This is a genomic window from Actinomadura litoris (assembly GCF_009733595.1).
Classification (GTDB): Bacteria; Actinomycetota; Actinomycetes; order Streptosporangiales; family Streptosporangiaceae; genus Spirillospora; species Spirillospora litoris.
The window spans coordinates 142,364-161,720 of the sequence record NZ_WOFH01000010.1 but is presented as its reverse complement, the minus strand read 5'-3'; the positions used below and the strand labels follow the sequence as shown (position 1 = coordinate 161,720).

At 74.6% G+C, this 19,357-nt stretch carries 18 protein-coding genes; 6 read left to right on the top strand and 12 right to left on the bottom strand.

The annotated features are described in order from the left end of the window. Positions 1-36: 36 nt before the first annotated feature. Together ddaH and GNZ18_RS42520 are read right to left on the bottom strand one after the other, a co-directional pair. On the bottom strand, positions 37-894 hold the full coding sequence (ddaH, locus tag GNZ18_RS42525) for a dimethylargininase (protein WP_312874755.1): 858 nt from the start codon (positions 892-894) through the stop codon (positions 37-39). After that, entirely contained in the window at positions 891-1,502 is a 612-nt protein-coding gene (locus GNZ18_RS42520; RefSeq protein ID WP_173390892.1) for a zinc ribbon domain-containing protein, read from the bottom strand. Before GNZ18_RS42520 ends, ddaH begins: the two co-directional genes overlap by 4 nt. Before the next feature lie 100 nt (positions 1,503-1,602). On the opposite strand from GNZ18_RS42520, the gene GNZ18_RS26675 reads away from it, so the two are divergent. Continuing rightward, on the top strand, positions 1,603-2,400 hold the full coding sequence (locus tag GNZ18_RS26675) for a hypothetical protein (RefSeq protein ID WP_156219296.1): 798 nt from the start codon (positions 1,603-1,605) through the stop codon (positions 2,398-2,400). Between the two features lie 7 nt (positions 2,401-2,407). Here GNZ18_RS26675 and era read toward each other — a convergent pair whose 3' ends face one another. From era to GNZ18_RS26660, 3 genes are all read right to left on the bottom strand, one after another. Further along, complete coding sequence (gene era, locus GNZ18_RS26670; RefSeq protein WP_156219295.1) at positions 2,408-3,334, bottom strand: GTPase Era; 927 nt, start codon at positions 3,332-3,334, stop codon at positions 2,408-2,410. 66 nt (positions 3,335-3,400) lie between these two features. Further along, positions 3,401-6,778 carry an ATP-binding protein gene (locus tag GNZ18_RS26665; RefSeq protein ID WP_156219294.1) on the bottom strand — a complete coding sequence of 1,126 codons (3,378 nt, stop codon included), beginning with the start codon at positions 6,776-6,778 and terminating at the stop codon, positions 3,401-3,403. Positions 6,779-6,850: 72 nt separating this feature from the next. Beyond that, positions 6,851-8,974 (bottom strand): MMPL family transporter, encoded by a 2,124-nt coding sequence (locus GNZ18_RS26660; RefSeq protein ID WP_156219293.1) that lies wholly within the window; start codon positions 8,972-8,974, stop codon positions 6,851-6,853. A 148-nt stretch (positions 8,975-9,122) separates the two neighbouring features. Between GNZ18_RS26660 and GNZ18_RS26655 the strand changes: the two genes are divergently transcribed. Continuing rightward, positions 9,123-9,461 (top strand): cytidine deaminase-like protein, encoded by a 339-nt coding sequence (locus GNZ18_RS26655; RefSeq protein WP_214617619.1) that lies wholly within the window; start codon positions 9,123-9,125, stop codon positions 9,459-9,461. Positions 9,462-9,534: 73 nt separating this feature from the next. Here GNZ18_RS26655 and GNZ18_RS26650 read toward each other — a convergent pair whose 3' ends face one another. The 4 genes from GNZ18_RS26650 to GNZ18_RS26635 all read right to left on the bottom strand — a co-directional run bounded on the left by GNZ18_RS26650 (position 9,535) and on the right by GNZ18_RS26635 (position 12,855). Further along, the gene (locus tag GNZ18_RS26650) at positions 9,535-10,815 is read right to left on the bottom strand and encodes a hemolysin family protein (RefSeq protein WP_156219292.1); all 1,281 of its coding nucleotides are present in this window, start codon (positions 10,813-10,815) and stop codon (positions 9,535-9,537) included. A 16-nt stretch (positions 10,816-10,831) separates the two neighbouring features. Further along, a complete protein-coding gene (gene ybeY, locus GNZ18_RS26645) occupies positions 10,832-11,311 on the bottom strand; it encodes an rRNA maturation RNase YbeY (protein ID WP_214617618.1) in 480 nt (159 codons plus the stop codon). Continuing rightward, a complete protein-coding gene (locus GNZ18_RS26640; protein WP_156219291.1) occupies positions 11,311-12,372 on the bottom strand; it encodes a PhoH family protein in 1,062 nt (353 codons plus the stop codon). The genes ybeY and GNZ18_RS26640 overlap by 1 nt, the downstream gene beginning before the upstream one ends. A 138-nt stretch (positions 12,373-12,510) precedes the next feature. Further along, a complete protein-coding gene (locus GNZ18_RS26635) occupies positions 12,511-12,855 on the bottom strand; it encodes a histidine triad nucleotide-binding protein (RefSeq protein WP_156219290.1) in 345 nt (114 codons plus the stop codon). A 378-nt stretch (positions 12,856-13,233) separates the two neighbouring features. Between GNZ18_RS26635 and GNZ18_RS26630 the strand changes: the two genes are divergently transcribed. Together GNZ18_RS26630 and GNZ18_RS26625 are read left to right on the top strand one after the other, a co-directional pair. Next, complete coding sequence (locus GNZ18_RS26630) at positions 13,234-13,818, top strand: SigE family RNA polymerase sigma factor (RefSeq protein ID WP_156219289.1); 585 nt, start codon at positions 13,234-13,236, stop codon at positions 13,816-13,818. After that, positions 13,815-14,531, top strand: a complete 717-nt coding sequence (locus tag GNZ18_RS26625; protein WP_156219288.1) for a hypothetical protein — start codon at positions 13,815-13,817, stop codon at positions 14,529-14,531. The genes GNZ18_RS26630 and GNZ18_RS26625 overlap by 4 nt, the downstream gene beginning before the upstream one ends. Before the next feature lie 94 nt (positions 14,532-14,625). Here GNZ18_RS26625 and GNZ18_RS26620 read toward each other — a convergent pair whose 3' ends face one another. From GNZ18_RS26620 to hrcA, 3 genes are read right to left on the bottom strand one after another with little or no spacing between them, the layout of a single operon-like run. Further along, positions 14,626-15,357 carry a 16S rRNA (uracil(1498)-N(3))-methyltransferase gene (locus GNZ18_RS26620; protein WP_156219287.1) on the bottom strand — a complete coding sequence of 244 codons (732 nt, stop codon included), beginning with the start codon at positions 15,355-15,357 and terminating at the stop codon, positions 14,626-14,628. A gap of 56 nt (positions 15,358-15,413) precedes the next feature. Next, the gene (gene dnaJ, locus GNZ18_RS26615; protein WP_214617616.1) at positions 15,414-16,550 is read right to left on the bottom strand and encodes a molecular chaperone DnaJ; all 1,137 of its coding nucleotides are present in this window, start codon (positions 16,548-16,550) and stop codon (positions 15,414-15,416) included. Further along, positions 16,551-17,564, bottom strand: a complete 1,014-nt coding sequence (hrcA, locus tag GNZ18_RS26610; protein ID WP_214617615.1) for a heat-inducible transcriptional repressor HrcA — start codon at positions 17,562-17,564, stop codon at positions 16,551-16,553. Positions 17,565-17,818: 254 nt separating this feature from the next. Here hrcA and GNZ18_RS26605 point away from each other — a divergent pair, with 254 nt between their 5' ends. Next, positions 17,819-18,643: a DUF3097 domain-containing protein gene (locus GNZ18_RS26605; protein ID WP_308166017.1), complete on the top strand. Its 825-nt coding sequence runs from the start codon at positions 17,819-17,821 to the stop codon at positions 18,641-18,643. A gap of 42 nt (positions 18,644-18,685) precedes the next feature. Further along, the gene (locus GNZ18_RS26600) at positions 18,686-19,339 is read left to right on the top strand and encodes a DUF4870 domain-containing protein (RefSeq protein ID WP_156219284.1); all 654 of its coding nucleotides are present in this window, start codon (positions 18,686-18,688) and stop codon (positions 19,337-19,339) included. Positions 19,340-19,357: the final 18 nt, after the last annotated feature.

The following is a 19,357-nucleotide window of genomic DNA, read 5'->3' as shown; positions in this document are numbered from 1 at the left end:
CGCGACACGCTGCAAAGTTAACAGACCGCATCCGACTTACGGAAATGACGTCCCGCATGGTGAGACGTGCGCGTCTCGCGCCCGCGGCCGGGGGACGAGCACCGACAGGCAGGTCACGCAGCCTTCGAGGGCCTCGAACTCGCTGATGTCGACGGTCGTGACGCGCAGGCCGTCGGCGGCGAGCTGGGCGGCGGTGCGCGGCGCCGCCGCCGAGATCAGGACGTGCTCGGGCCCGAGCACGACGACCTGCGCGCCCGCCGGCTCGCCCGCGACCCGCATGCACGGCAGGACGGAGGTGTCCACGAGCTCGGGCACACCGATGATCGTCCCGTCGGGCAGCGCGGTGATCGCCGACTTCAGGTGCACGCAGCCGCGCGTGTCGACGGGCACGACCCGCCGCCCGCCCAGCAGGTGGGCGAGCTGGCAGATGCCCTCCTCGTTGGTGCGGGGGCCGCGTCCGACGTAGACGGTGCCGCCCGCGTGCAGGACGTCGCCGCCGTCCAGCGTGCCGGGCTCGGTGATCCGCTCGACCCGCAGGCCGAGGTCGCGCACCGCCGCCTCGGCGCCGGGGACCTCGCCCCTGCGGCGCGTCTCGCCGGACCGGCCGAGGACCGCGAGGTCGCCGCAGACGACCACGGCGTCCTCGACGAACACGGCGTCGGGGTGGGCGTCGGCGGGCGCGACCGGGCGGACCCGCCAGCCCGCCTCGCCCAGCGCCGCGACGTAGTCCCCGTGCTGGCGCGCGGCGAGCGCGGTGTCCACCTCGCGGCGGTCGCGGTGGGTGACGATCCCGTCGGCGAGGCGCGGGCCGGGATCGCGGACGAGCGCCGTCCCGGGCCGCTCGATCACCGCGCTCCCGGTCGGCGCGCTCCCGATCACCCGGCCCCCGGTCACCGTGCCGCCCCCTCCGTCATCACGATCACGCCGAGAGCGTACGCCCGGGACATGCCGAGCAGCTCGGCGATCCGGTGCAGGGCCTGCCGCTCCCCGTCGCCGAGCGGCCCGTCCGCCAGCCCGATCCGGACGACCTGCGCGAGGAACCACTCCTTGGCCTCGACGGCGAGCTGCGCGCCCGCCCGCGCGACGTCGCGCTCCAGCAGCTCGTCCCGCAGCCGGAGGTCGGCGTCGATGTCGGCGTCGGCGTAGCCGGGCTCGCCGTAGCCGAGCACGGTGGTCGCGGCGCGGGCGCGGGCCGTCCCGTCGGAGGGGTCGCCCGAGCGCAGCACCAGCGTCGCGGCGGCGCGCATGCCCGCGGGCAGCGCCGCCGCCATCTGCTGGGCGGTCGGGATCGCCAGTGCCGACACCGGGAAGCGGCGGCGGCAGGTGCGGCACTCGGCGGCCTGGCCGAGCCGCCACAGCGGCACCAGCGGGACGAAGAACACGGTGAGCCAGCGGCGTCCGGTCCGCCTCCGGTAGGCACGGTCACCGCCGCAGTGGGGGCAGTGGAACGTGCCGTCACTGACCGTACGGAACACCGCCGTCAGTCCGAAAACGAGCAACACCGGGGCTCTCCTCCCATAACGGACGCTTTCCAAACTACCGACCCGGGAGCCCCGCCGTGGCCGTCCCGGCCAAGGCGGGCCCTCCCCTTACGCTGGGTCCATGACCGGTGACCTGGGTTCCGACGCGGACGGCACGCGGGCGCGCCCGTCCGCGCGCTCCACCGCACGGCCGGAGTTCCTGCCGCACGACGAGGGCTCCCCGGCGCCCGCCGACCCGTCCGGCGGCGCGGTGCCGCCGCCGGATCCCGTGCCGTCCCGGCGGTACGGCGCCGTCTGGGACCTCGCCATGATCGCCGCCGCGGCCACGATGCTGGTCTCGGCGTTCCTGCCGTGGGCGCGGGCGGAGGTGGTCGTCGACCTGTTCGGCCGCTCGCTCTCGCGCGACGCCGGCAGCGTGGCGGGCATCGACGCCGACGACCTGGTCGTCGCGGTCCCGGCGCTGGCCGTGGTCGCGATCGTCCTGGCCTGCTGGGACCTGCTCGGCCGGGACTCCCGGATCGGCGGGCTCGCCGCCGTCCCCGCCGTCCTGGCGCTGCTGGCCTGCGGGGTCTTCGTCCTCCGCCTGGGCGACGTGCGCGACGACCTGCCCGGCGGGGTGCCGGGCGGCGGCCTGGACGTCGGCTACCAGATCTCCGTCCGCTACGGCTGGTACCTGGCGGTCGCGGCGTCGCTGCTGCTGATCGGGTGCAGCCTGGCCCGGCCGATCAGCGACCGGATGCTCGCCCCGCGTCCCGGGCCCGCGTACGGCGACCGGCCCCACGCCTGGAATCAGGGCGAGTACGGGCAGCACCGCGAGTACGGCGAGTACGCCGTCTGGCCCCAGCCGCAGGAGCGGCCCGCGAGTGGGGACGAGACCCCGGAGGAGCCGTCGGGAAGATCCTGGCCCAGGCCCGACTGACCGCCGCTCAGTCGTAGAAGCCGAGGCGCCGGAGCTGCTTGGGGTCGCGCTGCCAGTCCTTGAGGACGCTGACGCGCAGGTCGAGGAAGACCTTGGTGCCGAGGAGCGCCTCGATCTGCCGTCGGGCGGCGGCGCCGACCTCGCGGAGCCGGGCGCCCTTGTGGCCGATGATGATCCCCTTCTGGCTGGACCGCTCGACGAACAGGTGCGCGTAGATGTCGACGAGGTCGGCGCGCCCGCCCCGGTTCTCGCGGGCGGCCATCTCGTCCACGACCACGGCGATCGAGTGCGGCAGCTCGTCGCGGACGCCCTCCAGCGCGGCCTCGCGGATCAGCTCGGCGACCAGGACCTGCTCGGGCTCGTCGGTGAGGTCGCCCTCGGGGTAGAGCGGCGGGCCCTCGGGCAGGTGGGAGATCAGCAGGTCGCCGGCGAGGTCGACCTGGAAGCCGCCGTCGGCCGAGCAGGGCACGATGTCGGCGAACTCGCCGAGCCCCCCGACGGCCAGGAGCTGCTCGGCGACCCGCTCGGGGGCGGCCAGGTCGGTCTTGGTCACGATCGCCACGACCGGCGTACCCTTCACGGCGGCCAGCTCGCGCGCGATGTACTTGTCGCCGGGGCCGACGGGCTGGTCGGCGGGCACGCAGAACCCGATCACGTCCACCTCGGTCAGCGTGGAGCGGACGAGGCTGTCGAGCCGCTCGCCGAGCAGCGTGCGGGGCTTGTGCAGGCCGGGGGTGTCGACGACGACGAGCTGCGCGCCGGGCCGGTGCACGATGCCCCGGATGGCGCGCCGGGTGGTCTGCGGGCGGCTGCTGGTGATCGCGACCTTGGTGCCGACCAGCGCGTTCATCAGCGTGGACTTGCCCACGTTCGGGCGCCCGACGAAGCAGGCGAACCCGGCGCGGTGCTCGCCCGCCGGACGTCGGTCGGTCATGTCTCCCAGCGTTGTCACCCTCCGATTGTCCCCCACGCGCCGCCCCGCCCGGTCCAACGCCGGTGCTCAGGCGGCGGGAGAGCCCAGGCAGCGGAGGGCGTCGTCGGCCTTCTCGACCCAGTGGTCGGCGCCCAGGCGGCGGGCCACCCGGGCGGCCTCGCGGTAGTGGGCGGCGGTGACGTGCGCGGGGCGCTCCAGGAACAGCGCCAGGTCGCCGAGGACGTGCGCGACGGGCCCGATGGTGGCGACGGCGGTTCCGCCGCCGGTGACGTGCTGCTCGTAGGGCAGGAGGGCCGCGTAGGCCCGCTCGGCCAGGTCGCGGTCGCCGAGCGCGATCGCGCGCAGCGCCCGGATGGCCATCGAGAGGTCGAAGAAGTAGTCGAGCCGGACGGGCCCCGTCCCGGCCACGGCGGCGCGGGCCTCGGCGGTGCGTCCGGCGGCGGCCAGCGCGAGCGCGTGGACGTCGGCGATCGGCTCGATGCCCGGCCACCGGCGGTGCAGCCAGCCGGCCTCCTCGGCCATCTCCCCGGCCCGGCCCTGGACGAGCCGCACGCAGAACGCGGCGAGGAACAGCATGCCGCGCTCGTCGAACCAGATGCTGGCCCGGCCGATGGCGCCGCCCACCTCCTCATAGGCGCGCTCGGCGGCCTCCGGGCGGGCGGTGAAGGCCTGCTGGAGGCCCGTGTACCAGGTGGCGATCTGCGCGAGCAGCGGCAGCCCGTACTGGTCGGCGAGGCGGGCGCCCTCGGCGAGCTGCCGGCTCGCGGCGGGCAGGTCCAGCGCGGAGATGGCGTTCTGCTGGAGCTGGAGGTGCGCGAGGACGAGGTAGGTGGCGAGGTCGTGCTCGCCCGCGAGGGCGAGCAGCTCGGTCGCGATCGCGCGGCGCGCGGCCAGGCCGTCCGCCGTGCGGTAGGAGTTGATGTAGCGGCCGTTGAGCGCGACGGCGATCAGCTCGGGGTCGCCGAGTTCGCGGGCGAGCGCGACCGCCTCCCCGGACGCGGTGACGCCCACGTCGCGCTGCTGCCCCTCCATCTCCAGCGCCATCGTGGTGAGCAGCCGGACGCGCAGCTCCGGCTCGCCCTCCGGCAGCCGGTCGAGCGCCTCGGCGGTGGCGTCGACGACGGCCTGGTCGAGCGTCCCGTACTCGCGGGCCGTCCACAGGGTGGGGCCGTCGAAGGCGACGATGACCCGGGCCAGCAGCCGGACGTCGCCGAGCGCGCGGGCGTCGGCGATCGCGGCCTGGCGGCGGCGCCGGGCGGCGACGACGTCCCCGGCGAGGGCGGACGCGCGGATCGCGGAGACCTCGGCCTCCAGCCGGTCGCGGGTCGCCTCGGGGCCCCGCGCGCGCAGCGTCTCGACGGCGCGGACCCACAGGTCGGCGGCGGCCGCGTGCGCGAAGCGGGCCTCGGCGGCCTCGGCGGCGAGCCGCGCGTACCGGACGGCCTTGCCGGAGTCGGTGCCGGACTCCAGGTAGTGGTGGGCGATCGCGGCGACCTCGTCGGGGCTGTGCCGCTCCAGCGCGGCGGCGACCCGGCCGTGGCCGCGGACGCGGCGGGCCCGCGAGATCCCGGTGTAGAGGGTGTCGCGGACGAGGGCGTGCGCGAACCGCATCCGGCCCGGCGCGGGCTCGGTGACCAGCCCGGACGCCAGGCCCGCCTCGACGGCGTCGAGCACGGCGTCCTCGTCGCCCGTCAGGTCGGTCAGCACGCCGAGGGGGGCGTCCCGGCCGATGACGGCGGCGTCGCGCAGGACGGCCTGCGCGGGCTCGGGCAGCCGCGCGATCCGGCGGCGCAGCACGTCGCCGACCCCGGCGGGGACGCGGCGGGTCGCGGCGGGCAGGCCCTCGGCCTCCAGGAGCCGGGCGGTCTCGCGGGTGAAGAACGGGTTCCCGGCGGTCCGCTCGGCGATCGCCGACAGCTCGGCGTCGCCGAGGCGGGCGTCGCAGGTGTCGCGGACGAGCGCGGCGACCTCGGGCACCGACAGCCCGCCGAGGTCGATCCGGTCGGGCTCGTGCCGGGCGAGCAGGGCGAGGGCGGCGGCGAGCCGCTCGGGCACCTCGGTCTGCCGGAACGTCGTCACCAGCAGGACGGGGCGGTCCCTGAGCCGCTCGGCGAGGCGCGTCAGCAGCGCGAGCGTCTCCTCGTCGGCCCAGTGGAGGTCGTCCAGGACGAGCAGCAGCGGCGCGTGGCCCGCGACCTCGTCGAGGTAGTCGCCCACGGCCAGATGGAGCCGGAACCGGCCGGTGCCCGCGTCGGCCCCCGAGGCGCCCGAAGGCCCGGCCGCCGCGTCGTCCAGGAGCGGGCCGAGGCGGGCGGCGAGGGCGGGCTCGGGCGGGACGGCGGCGGTCAGCTCGTGCAGCAGCTCGGCCCAGGGCCAGGCCGCCGGGGCGCCGCCGGTCTCGGGGGCGCGGCCCCAGGCGCGGGTCCAGCCGCGGTCGCCGAGCGTGCGCGCGAACCGTTCGACCAGGGCGGTCTTGCCCATGCCCGCGTCGCCGCCGACGATGACGACGCCGCGCCGTCCCGCCGCGGCGGCGCGCGCGGCCTCCTCAAGCCGCGCCAGCTCGCTCTCGCGTCCGACGAACGCCGTCCCCCGGGTCACCGGCGCGGCGCTCTCCGGGGGCGCGGCGGCGAGGCGCAGCACCGGGCGCGGGGCGTCCGCCGGAGCGCCGACCGCCGGGTCCAGGGACGGCGCCTGGGCGAGGATGTCGGACTCCAGGCGGCGCAGGGCGGGACCCGGGTCGACGCCCAGCTCCTCGGTGAGCGCCGCGCGGGCGCGGCGGAGCGCGGCGAGGGCGTCGCCCTGGCGCCCGGCGCGGTAGAGGGCGAGCGCGAGCAGCCGCCAGCCCTCCTCGCGCAGCGGGTTGGCGGCGGTGTGGGCCTCCAGGTCGGGGACGGCCTCGGGCGCCGCGCCGAGCCGCAGCGTCGCCTCGGCCCGCCGCTCGACCGCGAGGCGGCGCCGCTCCTCCAGCCGGGCGGCCTCGGCGGCGGCCCAGGGCAGCCCGGCGAACTCGGCGTAGGCGGGTCCGCGCCAGCGCCCGAGCGCGTCCTGCGCCCGCCGCCGCGCCCGCGCGGGATCGCCCGCCTCCAGCAGCGCGGCGGCCTCGTCGATCAGCGCGTCGAACGCCCAGGCGTCGACGCCGTCCGCGGGCAGCCGCAGCGCGTACCCGGGCGGCTCGGTGAGCAGGACGCGCGCCGGGGTGCGGGGCGGGCGGCCCGGCTCCAGCGCCCGACGCAGGTGCGAGACGAACGACTGGAGCCCGGCGGCGGCGCGCGGCGGCGCCGCCTCGCCCCACAGGTCCTCGACGAGCCGGTCGGCCGGGACCATCCGGCCCTGCGCGACGACCAGGCGCGCGAGCACCGAGCGCTGGCGGGGGCCGCCGAGGTCCACCGGCGTGCCGTCCACCGCCGCGCCGAAGGATCCGAGCACGCGCACAGCAGTCGTCATGTCCCGGTCAGCCTAAACCGGGACATGACGACCAGCCGTCCGGGCCCCCGCTACACAGCGATCACCGGGCGGTCACGCGGGCTGGTGCTCGCGCTCGGCGTCCCCGGCGGGGGTGGCGCCGTGCAGGTCGATGTTCGGCAGGACGCGGGCCAGCGGCTTCGGCAGCCACCAGTTCGCCCGTCCGAGCAGCGCCATCGTGGCGGGCACCAGCACCAGCCGGACGATCGTCGCGTCCAGCGCCACCGCCGCCGCGAGCCCGACGCCCATCTGCTTGATGATCACGCCTGGGTCCATCGCGAACCCGAGGAACACCGCCACCATGATCAGCGCCGCGCTGGTGATCACCCGGCCGGTCGCGGCGAGCCCGGTGGACACCGAGCCGTGCGCGTCGCCGCTGCGCAGCCATTCCTCCCGGACCCGCGAGAGCAGGAACACCTCGTAGTCCATCGAGACGCCGAACAGCACGGCGAACATCAGCAGCAGGATGAAGCTGGACACCGGGACGCTGTGCGGGAGCCCGAGCAGCTCGGCGCCCCACCCCCACTGGAACACGGCGGTCAGCACCCCGTAGGCGGCGCCGATCGACAGCAGGTTCATCGCGGCGGCCTTGAGCGGCGCCAGCACCGACCTGAAGACGATCATCAGCATGATGAACGAGGTCGCGACGACGACGCCGATCACCGGCCACAGCCGCTCCGACAGCACCCGGGACAGGTCGACATACGTCGCGGTCAACCCGGTGATCTCCGTGCCCGGCGGCAGGACGTCGGCGCGGATGCGGTCGACGAGCCCGGTCACCGCCTCGTCCTGCGGCCCGTACTCCGGGGTGACGATGATCACGGCGGCGGTCCGGTCGGGCGACAGCTGCGCCGGCGCGACCGCGACCACCCCGTCGACCCGGGAGAGCTTCTGCCCGAGGCCGGGCAGCGCCGAGGCGTCCACCTTCTCCAGGTCGGCGGCGACGAGGAACGTGCCGTTGGCGCCGGGCCCGTAGGCGTCCGCGACGAGGTCGTAGGACTGCCGGACGGTGTTGGAGGTCGGCTCGCTGCTGGCGTCGCTCGGCCAGGTGCGCATGCCGAGCATCGGCGCCGCCAGCGCGAGCATCAGCAGCAGCGCGGCGACCAGCCACGGCCACGGGTGCCGGCCGACGTGCTCGGCCCACCGGCGGACCCTCGGCGACTCCGCCGAGATCGTCGCGCCGGCCGCGCGGTCGCGGCGGCGCAGCACCCGGCGGCCCGACAGGCCGAGGACGGCGGGCAGCAGCGTGACCGCGCTCAGCACCGTCGCCGCCACGACGAGCCCGGTCGCGAAGCCCATCGTCATGAACGACGGGATCCGCGACAGCACCAGCCCGCACAGCGCCAGCAGCACCGTGAACCCGGCGAAGATCACCGACATGCCGGCCGTGGCGATGGCGCGCCCCACCGACTCGGGGACGTCCAGGCCCCCCGCGAGCCCCTCGCGGTGCCGGGTGAGGATGAACAGCGCGTAGTCGATCCCCACGCCGAGCCCGACCATCGAGGCCAGCGTCGGCGACGTCGTCGCCACGTTGGTGAACAGCGCGAGCAGTGTGATCCCCGACACCCCGACGCCGAGCCCCGCCAGCGCGACGGCCAGCGGGAGCCCCGCCGCCACGACCGACCCGAACGCCAGCAGCAGGATCACCAGCGCCGCGACGATCCCGACCGCCTCGGCGACGCCCCCCGGCGCCGTCACGTTCTCGGGCACCTGCCCCCCGAACTCGACCTGGTATCCGGCCTTGTCGAGGTTGCCGGTGGCGTCCCGCAGCAACTCCAGCGTCGGCTTGGGCGCGAGGTCGGTCACCGGCACCGAGTACCGGACGGTCATCAGCGCGGTCGCGCCGTCCTTGGACGGCTGCGGCGGATCCACCGCGCTCACGTGCGGCAGCTTGCGCAGCTCCGCGCTCGCCGTGCCGAGCGCCGCCTGGTCCACCGTGCCCGACTTCGCGTGCACCACGACCCGCGCGTCCGCGCCCGACAGCGCGGGGAACCGGTCCTCCAGCAGGTCGCGGGCCTCCTGCGACCCGGTCCCCGACAGCGTGTAGTTGTCATGCAGCGTGCCGCCCGCGACCCCGGCGATCCCGGCCATCGCCCCGATGAGCACCAGCCACACGACGATGAACCGCCACGGCCGCAGCGCGGCGGCTCTCCCGAGGCGGTACAGCAGACGGGACATCACAACTCCCCCAGACAATCTCCATTGACCTCCCGAGGGTCGCGCCGTCCCCTTGCCGCCCACTTGGCACCCACTTGGGATCCCGGCCGGGGGCACTTGCGGCCACTTGCGGGAAGCCGAGGGCCGCCCGCCCCGTACGCTGGGGGGCGTGAGCGAGCTGAACTCCGAGGACGCGAAGATCATCACCCTGGCGCGGTCGTCCAGGGCCCGCACGGGAGCCGCCGAGGGCGCCGCCGTCCGGGACGAGACCGGCCGGACCTACGCCGCGACCGGCGTCGACCTGCCGTCGCTGAAGCTGTCGGCCCTCCAGGTCGCCGTCGCGATGGCGGTGTCGAGCGGCGCCGAGAGCCTGGAGGCCGCCGCCCTGGTCAGCACCGCCGACGCGGCGACCGCCTCCGACGTCACGACCGTCCGCGAGCTCGGCCCCGAGGCGACCGTCCTGCTGGCCGCCCCCGACGGCACCCTCCGCGCCGCCCTGGAGGCCTGACCGGGCATCGTGGTCGCACTCATCGCCGTCAGACCCGGCACGGTCGGACCCATCACGGTCAGTCCCGACACGGTCAGACCCTGCTGACCAGCACCGTCCCCACGCGGTTGCGGCGGCCCGCGATCGTCTCGGCCTTCAGGGAGAGCGCGGCGCCGTTGTGGGCGGAGCCGACCTCGGCGGTGGAGCCCTCGATGGGGACGCGGCCGAGCGCGTGGGCGAGCAGGCCGCCGACCGTGTCGACCTCCTCGACGTCGATCTCGGTGTCGAACAGCTCGGCGAGGTCCTCGACGGGCAGCCGGGCGGTGACGCGGGCGACGTCGTCCGACAGCCAGGTCACCGGCGGGGTCTCGCGGTCGTACTCGTCGGTGATCTCGCCGACGATCTCCTCCAGGATGTCCTCGATGGTGACGAGCCCGGCGGTTCCGCCGTACTCGTCGATCACGATCGCGAGGTGGATCTGGCGGGCCTGCATCTCGCGCAGCAGCTCGTCGATCGGCTTGCTGTCGGGGACGTAGGTCGCCTCCCGCATGACCGAGTCGACGGTCTCGACGCCCTCGCGCTCGCGGTTCTCCTGGCCGCGGCGGACGACGTCCTTGAGGTAGGCGATGCCGACGACGTCGTCCTCGTTCTCGCCGACGACGGGGATGCGGGAGAAGCCGCTGCGCAGCGCCAGCGACATCGCCTGGCGCAGCGTCTTGTCGCGCTCCACGAACACGATGTCGGTGCGCGGCACCATCACCTCGCGGACGAGCGTGTCGCCCAGCTCGAACACCGAGTGGATCATCTCGCGCTCGTCCGGCTCGATGAGGCTGCGCTGCTCGGCGAGGTCGACGAGGTCGCGCAGCTCCGCCTCGGAGGCGAACGGGCCCTCCCGGAAGCCCTTGCCGGGCGTCAGCGCGTTGCCGAGCAGGATCAGCAGCCGGGGCAGCGGGCCGAACACCCGCGTCACCGGGTGGATCACGGCGGCGCCGGCGAGGGCGATCCGGTCGGCGTGCTGGATGCCGAGCGTGCGGGGGCCGACGCCGATCACGACGTAGCTGACCACGATCATGATCGCGGCGGCGACGACGTAGGCGCGCCAGGTCTCATCCAGCCAGGTCACGCACAGGTCGGCGACGATCACGGTGGCGACCAGCTCGCAGCCGATGCGCAGCAGCAGCACCATGTTGACGTAGCGGGCCGGGTCGGCGACGACCTCGGCGAGGCGGCGGGAGCCGCGGCGGCCCTCGCGGACGCTGTCCTCGACGGTGACGCGCGAGACCCGGGCGAGCGCGGTCTCGGTGCCGGCCAGCAGGCCCGCGGCGAAGACCAGGACCACCGCCAGGGCGGACAGCCATCCCTGCGTCGTGCTCATGACCCGGCCGCGGCGGTCATGACCGGCCGCGTTTCTCCTGCCAGGAGGTGAGCAGCTCCGCCTGGAGGCCGAACATCTCCCTGTGCTCCTCCGGCTCGGCGTGGTCGTAGCCGAGCAGGTGCAGGATGCCGTGCGCGCACAGCAGCTCCAGCTCGGCCGCGGTGCCGTGGCCGGCCTCGCGGCCCTGCCGCTCGGCCACCGCCGGGCACAGCACGACGTCGCCGAGCAGCCCGGGGTCGGCCTCGCCGTCCTCGTCGGCGCCGCCCGACAGGTGGCCGGGGCGCAGCTCGTCCATCGGGAAGGACAGCACGTCGGTCGGGCCGGGCTCGTCCATCCACTTCACGTGCAGCTCGGTCATCGCCGCCTCGTCGACCAGCAGCACCGACAGCTCGGCGAGCGGGTGCACGCGCAGGGCGTCCAGGACGTGGCGGGCCAGGTCGGCGATGTCCTTCTCGGCGACCTGGACGCCGGACTCGTTCACCACGTCGATCGTCACTACCGCCCCCGCTTGCGCGGCCCGCCGCGGCCCGCCGCGGGCTGCTTGAACTGCGGCACGCGCGCCTCGTCGTAGCGGTTGTAGGCGTCGACGATGTCGGTGACCAGCTTGTGCCGGACCACGTCGCGGCTGTCGAGCCGGGAGAAGTGGATGTCCTCGACGCCGCCGAGGATGTCCTGGACGACGCGGAGCCCGCTGAGGTGCCCGTTCGGCAGGTCGACCTGGGTGACGTCGCCGGTCACCACGACCTTGGAGCCGAAGCCGAGCCGGGTGAGGAACATCTTCATCTGCTCGGGCGAGGTGTTCTGCGCCTCGTCCAGGATGATGAAGGAGTCGTTCAGCGTGCGGCCGCGCATGTACGCCAGCGGGGCGACCTCGATGGTGCCGGCGGCCATCAGGCGGGGGATCGAGTCGGGGTCGACCATGTCGTGCAGCGCGTCGTACAGCGGCCGCAGGTAGGGGTCGATCTTCTCGTAGAGCGTTCCCGGCAGGAAGCCGAGCCGCTCGCCCGCCTCGACCGCCGGGCGGGTCAGGATGATCCGGTTGACCTGCTTGTCCTGGAGGGCGCGGACCGCCTTGGCCATGGCCAGGTAGGTCTTGCCGGTGCCCGCCGGGCCGATGCCGAACACGATCGTGTGCCGGTCGATCGCGTCGACGTAGCGGCGCTGGTTCAGCGTCTTCGGGCGGATCGTGCGGCCCCGGCTGGACAGCACGTCCAGCGTGAGGACCTCGGCCGGGCGCTCGCCGCCCTCGCCGCGCAGCATCGCCAGGCTCCGCTCGATGGCGTCGGGGGTGAGCTGCGCGCCGCCCTTCAGCAGGTCGAACATCTCGGTGAACAGCCGGGAGACCAGGTCGGTCTCGTCCCCGGGGCCGGTCACGGTGATCTCGTTGCCGCGGACGTGGATGTCGAGGTCGCTGCCGAACGCCTGCTCTATCGCGTGGAGCAGTTCGTCCCGGGAGCCCAGCAGGCTCACCATCGAATGGTCGTCCGGCACCACGATCTTGATCTGGGTGCGCGAGCCTGCTCGGCCGTCGCGCCTCGCGTGAGTTGATTCGACCATCAGCCGGGCCTTACGGCCTCTCGGACCTGCTTTCTGTCTGCTCCGGTGTCCAGCGTGTGTCGCATCCATGGTACTGGCCGCCCACGACGGAACGCCGCCCCATTTACGGGCCCCGGAGCGCCCGCGCGGGGCGCGGGGTCAGCCGGGCGGCCAGTTCAGGCCACGCCCGCCGAGGACGTGCGCGTGCACGTGGAAGACGGTCTGGCCGGCCTGGGAGCCGGTGTTGAACACGAGCCGGTAGCCGGTGCCGTCGACGCCCTCGTCCCGCGCGACCTGGTGAGCCTCGCCGACCACCTCGGCGAGCAGCGCCGGGTCGGCGGCGGCCAGCTCCGCGACCGTGGGGTGGTGGTCCCTGGGGATGACCAGCACGTGGGTGGGGGCCTGCGGGTTGATGTCGCGGAACGCGACCACCCGCTCGCCCTCGCGGACGATGGTCGCGGGCACCTCACCCGAAACGATCTTGCAGAAAAGGCAGTCGGACATCGCTCTCCTCCCCCTCGCTCTCCCGCACGGCCCGGTCCGCGCGGGCTGTCCCGCACGACCGGTCCCGTGCACCCGGCCGCCCGGAATCCTATCGAGGCGGAAAGGGCCCCCGGCGCACCGCGCCGCGCCGCCGATCGCTTTACGGCCACAAGATCGCCACGGATGGGACCCGCTGATCGTTTCTCCGTCCGTCGCCCGCATTTCGCGCGGCCTCTTCGTTAGGGTGGTCAATCCAAGGCGTACCCCCCGGTCCGCAGGCTTCGGCGCGCCTCGCCCGTGCTGCCGCGCCCGTTCGACGGCGCCCGCCCGGGCGTCCGTCCGAATGGACGGCCGGGGGACGGCAAAGGCGGCGGATAGGTGACCGAGGCAGACCGAGAGATGCCCTTTCGTAAACCCGGTGACGAGGGTGCGCGTCCCACTGACGTGACCGAGACCCTCGTGGCCAGGGGCACGGCGGCCGTGGCCGTCGCCTGGGACGCCGACCAGGCGGTGACCGCGCTCTACAGCGCCAACTACCGCTCCCTCGTCCGGCTCGCCGCCATGCTCGTCCGCGACGCGGGGACGGCCGAGGAGGTCGTCCAGGACGCGTTCGTCGCGATGCACGGCGGCTGGCGGCGGCTGCGCGACCCCGACAAGGCCCTGTCGTACCTGCGCCAGTCGGTGGTCAACCGGTCGCGGTCGGTGCTGCGGCACCGCGCCGTCGTGGAGAAGTACGCCCCCAAGGGGCTGCCCGACGCGCCGAGCGCGGAGGCCGGGGCGATCGGGGAGCTTGAGCGCTCCGCCGTGATCGACGCGCTGTCGGGGCTGCCCGCACGGCAGCGCGAGGCGCTCGTCCTGCGCTACTACGCCGATCTGTCCGAAGCGGAGATCGCCAACGCGATGGGGATCTCCCGCGGCGCCGTGAAGAGCCATACGGCGCGTGGAATGACCGCGCTACGCAACGTCCTGGAGCAGTTCTCATGACACCCGACCCCCACGACGAGCACGGCGAAATACTCCGCCGCGCCCTGAACGCGGAGGCGGACGCGGTCAGCCCCGCGGGCGATGGGCTGGAGCGCATCCGGGCCCGGATCGCGGACGGCGGTGGTCGCCGCCGGTTCGGCCTCGAACGGTTCGGCGGGGCGTGGCTCGGGCCGAACCGGTTCGCGGTGAACTGGACGCGCCCCGTCCTCGCCGTCGCCGCGGCCGTCGCGGTCGCCGGGATCGGCGTGACGGCCCCCCAGACGATCGACCTGATCCAGCACTCGGTGGGCAGTGACGGGCCCTCAGCCGGGACCGGCACCGACAACGACGGCGACCGCACCGACGCTCAGGGCAGACCGATCCCGCCCGGCTCCCCGACGCCGGACGGGCCGAGCGCGGCCGGCTCCCTGACGCCGTCAGGGTCGCCCTCCACCACGGGCTCGCCCGGCATGTCGGCCTGCGTCATCTCGCCGCCGCCCACGCCGACGCCGAGCGCCTCGCCGTCGAAGAAGGGCGAGGAGGCCGACGCGAAGCCGCCCGCGGCCAAGCCGTGCCCCGGCGGCGGCCCGCCCGCCACCTCGGCGCCGCCCACGCCGGCGCCGCCGACCACGATCAAGCCGACCGACCCGCCGCCGACCGACAAGCCGACGCAGCCCACCTCGACCGAGCCCTCCACCACCTCCGAGCAGGCCCCCGCCGCCACCACGCCCTGACCGGGCGCCACGCCTCCCGCTCCCCCGCTCCCGAACCGAAAGCTCCCCGCTCCCCCTCCCGGCAGCCTCCGGCCGCAAGCGCGGCCCAGCGGCGCTACCAGCGTCCCGTGGCCGCCAGCAGCACGGCCGCCGCCGCGACGCCCGCCGTCGAGGTGCGCAGCACCGTCGGGCCGAGCCGGGTGGGCCGCCCGCCCGCCGCGCCCAGCGCCTCCAGCTCCTCGCCGGTGATGCCGCCCTCGGGGCCGACGACGAGGACGATCTCGCCGTCCGCCGGCGGCCGCACGGCGCTGAGCGGCGCGTCGGCCTCCTCGTGCAGGACGAGCGCCAGCGACGCCGCCGCGAGCCGCGCCGCGACCTGCTCGGTCGAGGCGAGGTCGGCGACGTCGGGGAACCGGGGGCGGCGGGCCTGCTTGCCCGCCTCGCGCGCGGTGCCGCGCCAGCGGGCCAGGGCCTTCTCGCGGCGCTCGGGCCGCCACCGCGTGACGCAGCGCGCCGCCGACCAGGGGACGATCTCGTCCACGCCGGCCTCGGTCATCGTCTCGACCGCCAGCTCGCCCCGGTCGCCCTTCGGCAGCGCCTGGACGACGACGAGGCGGGGCGCGGGCGGCGGCTCGCGGTGCCGCGCCACGACGTCCAGCGTGAGGGACGCGCGGTCGGCGGCGGCGACGACGCACTCGGCCAGCAGGCCCGCGCCGTCGGTCAGGTCGACGCGCTCGCCGGGCCGCAGCCGCCGGACGGTCGCGGCGTGCCGCCCCTCCGGCCCGTCCAGCAGGACCCGGTCGCCCTCCAGCGCCGCGGACGCGGCGAGGAACACCGGCGGACTCATCGCGCTCCCCCCGAATCGCCGTGGCGGCCCTCGTGGTAGGCCGCCACGGCGGCGCTTCAATGCTGGTTGAACACGTCCCTGATGCGGGAGAACATGCCGCGCTGCCCGGGGGCGAACTTGCCGGGCGGGCGCTCCTCGCCGCGGAGCTTGGCGAGCCGCCGCAGCAGCTCCTCCTGCTCCTCGTCGAGCCGGCCGGGGGTCTCCACGTTCACGTGGATCATCAGGTCGCCGCGGCCGCTCTCGTTCAGGTGCCGGACGCCGCGCCCGTACAGCGTGATGACCTGCCCGGACTGCGTGCCCGGCTTGATGTCGACGCCCTCGGCGGCGTCCAGCGTCTCGACCGTGACGCTGGTGCCGAGCGCGGCGGCCGTCATCGGGATCTCGACCGTGCAGTGCAGGTCGTCGCCCTCCCGCTCGAAGATCGGGTGGGCCTTCTCCACGATCTCCAGGAACAGGTCGCCGGGCGGGCCGCCGCCGGGGCCGACCTCGCCCTCCCCCGCGAGCTGGATGTGGATGCCGTTCTCGACGCCCGCCGGGATCTTCACCTTGACCGTGCGGCGGGTGCGGACCCGGCCGTCGCCCGAGCACTCGGCGCACGGGTTGCGGATCACCGAGCCGAAGCCGCCGCAGGCCGGGCAGGGCCGGGCCGTCATGACCTGGCCGAGGAACGAGCGCTGCACCTGCTGCACCTCGCCCCGGCCGTGGCACGTCTCGCACGACTCGGGGTGGGTGCCCGGCGCGCAGCCGGAGCCCTCGCAGGCCGTGCAGGCGACCGCGGTGTCGATCGACAGCTCGCGGGTCGTGCCGAACGCCGTCTCCGCGAGGTCGAGCTCGACCCGCAGCGTGGCGTTGCGCCCGCGCCTGGCCCGCGACCGGGGGCCGCGCGAGGCGGCGGTGCCGAAGAAGGCGTCCATGATGTCGCTGAAGGGGAACCCGGCGCCGCCGAAGCCGCCCGCGCCCGCGCCGGCCCCGCCGGACGCGAACGGGTCCGCGCCGAGGTCGTACATCTCGCGCTTCTTCGGGTCGGAGAGCACCTCGTAGGCCTGGGTGATCTCCTTGAACCTCTCCTGCGTCTCCGGGTCCGGGTTGACGTCCGGGTGGAGCTCGCGCGCGAGGCGGCGGTAGGCCTTCTTGACCTCGTCGGCGCTGGCGTCGCGGCGGACGCCCAGGGTCGCGTAGTAGTCGTTGGCCACTTACGACCCCGCCAGGATCTGACCCACGTAGCGTGCCACTGCCCGTACCGCTCCCATCGTGCCGGGGTAATCCATGCGTGTCGGCCCGAGCACTCCGAGCCGGGCCAAGGTGAGGTCGCCCACGCCGTAGTCGGCGGCGACGACCGAGGTCGATCGGAGCCCCTCGTCGGGGTTCTCGGTGCCGATCCGCACCGTAAGGGTAGAGGAGTCGCCGGTCTCGCCGAGCAGCCGCATGAGGACCACCTGCTCCTCCAGCGCCACCAGCACGTCCCGCAGGCTCTGCGAGAAGTCCACGGCGGCGAGGTTCGCCGCGCCCGCGAAGACGATCTTCTCCTCGTGCTTGTCGACGAGCGTCTCCAGCAGCACCGACAGCACCGACGCCGCCAGCGGCCGGTCGTCGGCGCCCACCTTGTCGGGGAGGTCCGCGATCGCGGTGGGCACGTCGCCGAGCCCGAGGCCGTCCAGGCACGTGTTGAGCAACGCCCGCAGGTGGCCGATCGATTCCTCGGAGACCCCGCCGTGGGTCTCGATGACCCGCTGCTCCACCCGTCCCGTGTTGGTGATCAGGACGAGCAGCAGCCGCCCCTCGGCGACCGGGACCAGCTCCACGTGCCGCACCGACGAGCGGGTCAGCGACGGGTACTGCACGACCGCGACCTGCCGGGTGAGCTGCGCGAGGAGCCGCACCGTCCGGCCGACGACGTCGTCGAGGTCGTAGGCGCCCGACAGGAACGTCTCGATCGCGCGGCGCTCGGCGACCGACAGCGGCTTGATCGTCGACAGCCGGTCGACGAACAGCCGGTAGCCCTTGTCGGTCGGGACGCGGCCCGCGCTCGTGTGCGGCTGGGCTATGTACCCCTGCTCCTCCAGCACGGCCATGTCGTTGCGGATGGTGGCCGAGGACACGCCGAGGTTGTGCCGGTCCACCAGGGCCTTGGAGCCCACCGGCTCGTTCGTGGAGACGTAGTCCTCGACTATGGCGCGCAGGACCGCGAGTTTCCGGTCGTCCAACACCTGGTCACCTCCTTCATCCCCTGCCGCGCTCCCCGCCGCGGGCCCCATTCGTCACTCGCCACCGGCCTGCACCGCTGGCACTCCGTACTTCCGAGTGCCAAGTGTACGGCCCGGAGGCGCCGGACTGCAGAGGCCGCGGCCCCCGCGCCCCCCGCGACTTCCCCCGCCGTGCCCCTGCGGCGGGCCGGGGAAGGAGCGGCGGCACGCTTCCGGACGGCTGCGCGATCTTATCCTTCCGGTTAATGTGCGGAACCGTGCGGAGTAAGAACTACGGAAACGACGTGCTGTCCGGCGACTGGCGACGGCCCCGCAAAGGCCAGATACCCGAGATTCCGGCCGAACCCGGCCTCGTGGCCGAGGATCCCGGCAGCGGTTTCTGCGGCGCGGTCGTCGGCTGCGACAAGTTCGGCGTCACGCTGGAGGACCGGTTCGGCAAGCGGCGGGTGTTCCCGCTCACCAAGTCGGGGTTCCTCATCGACGGGAAGCCGGTGACGCTCGTCCGTCCCGCCGCCCCGGAGGCGGGGGCGGCGGGGCCCGCCCGGTCGGCGTCCGGGTCGATCGCGGTGCGCGGGGCGCGGGCCAAGGTGGCCAAGGAGAGCCGCATCTACGTGGAGGGCGTCCACGACGCGGAGCTGGTGGAGAAGATCTGGGGGCACGACCTCCGGGTCGAGGGCGTCGTCGTGGAGTACCTGGAGGGCGTGGACGACCTGCCCGCCATCGTCGAGGAGTTCGCCCCGGGCGAGGGGCGGCGGCTCGGCGTCCTCGTCGACCATCTCGTCGAGGGGTCCAAGGAGAGCCGGATCGCCGCGCGGGTCACCTCCCCGCACGTCCTCGTCACCGGGCACCCCTTCATCGACGTCTGGGAGGCCGTCAAGCCCGCCGCCGTGGGCATTTCCGCCTGGCCGCGCATCCCTCGCGGCGTACCCTGGAAGGAAGGGGTTCTCGCCGAGCTCGGCTGGGGGGACGACGTGGGTGCCGGTTGGAAGCGGATACTCCGCTCGGTCGACACCTACACCGACCTCGAACCGGCCCTGCTCGGACGCGTAGAGGAACTCATCGACTTCGTGACCGCCTTCTGACCACGGCCCGTCCGACGGGCGGTGCCGGTAAGGAGCACCGCGATGACGCACGGGCAACCCGAGCAGCCGGGCGGCCAGGGGCACCAGCCTCCGCAGGGGCCGCCGGGCTGGGACACCCAGCCCGGAGCCGGGCAGCAGGACTACGGCCAATCCGGGTACGGCCAATCCGGGTACGGGCAGCAGGACTACGGGCAGCAGGGCTACGGCCAGCAGGGGTACCAGCAGCAGCCCGGGTACGGGCAACCGGGCTACGGGGCACCGTCCCAGGGATACGGGCAGCAGCCCGGCTACGGCCAGGCCGGGTACGGGCAGCAGCCGGGCTACGGCGGGCAGGTCCAGCCGTACGGGCCTCCCGGCGCGCCCGGGACGACGACCTCCGACGAGCGGACGTGGGCGCTGATGACCCACATCGGCCAGTTCCTGCTGGGCTTCATCGCCCCGCTGCTGGTCTTCCTGATCAAGAAGGACACCTCGCCGTTCCTGCGGCACCACGGCGCGCAGGGCCTCAACTTCGCGATCACCCAGTTCGTCTACCTCATGATCAACTTCGTGCTGATGTTCGTGCTGATCGGGTTTGTCACGATCTTCGTGCAGGCCGTCGCGGAGATCATCTTCCTGATCCTGGCGGGCGTCGCGGGCAACCGGGGCGAGTGGTACCGCTACCCCTCGTTCATGGCCTGGCCGATGGTCACCTGAGGCGTTCGCGCGGTTGCC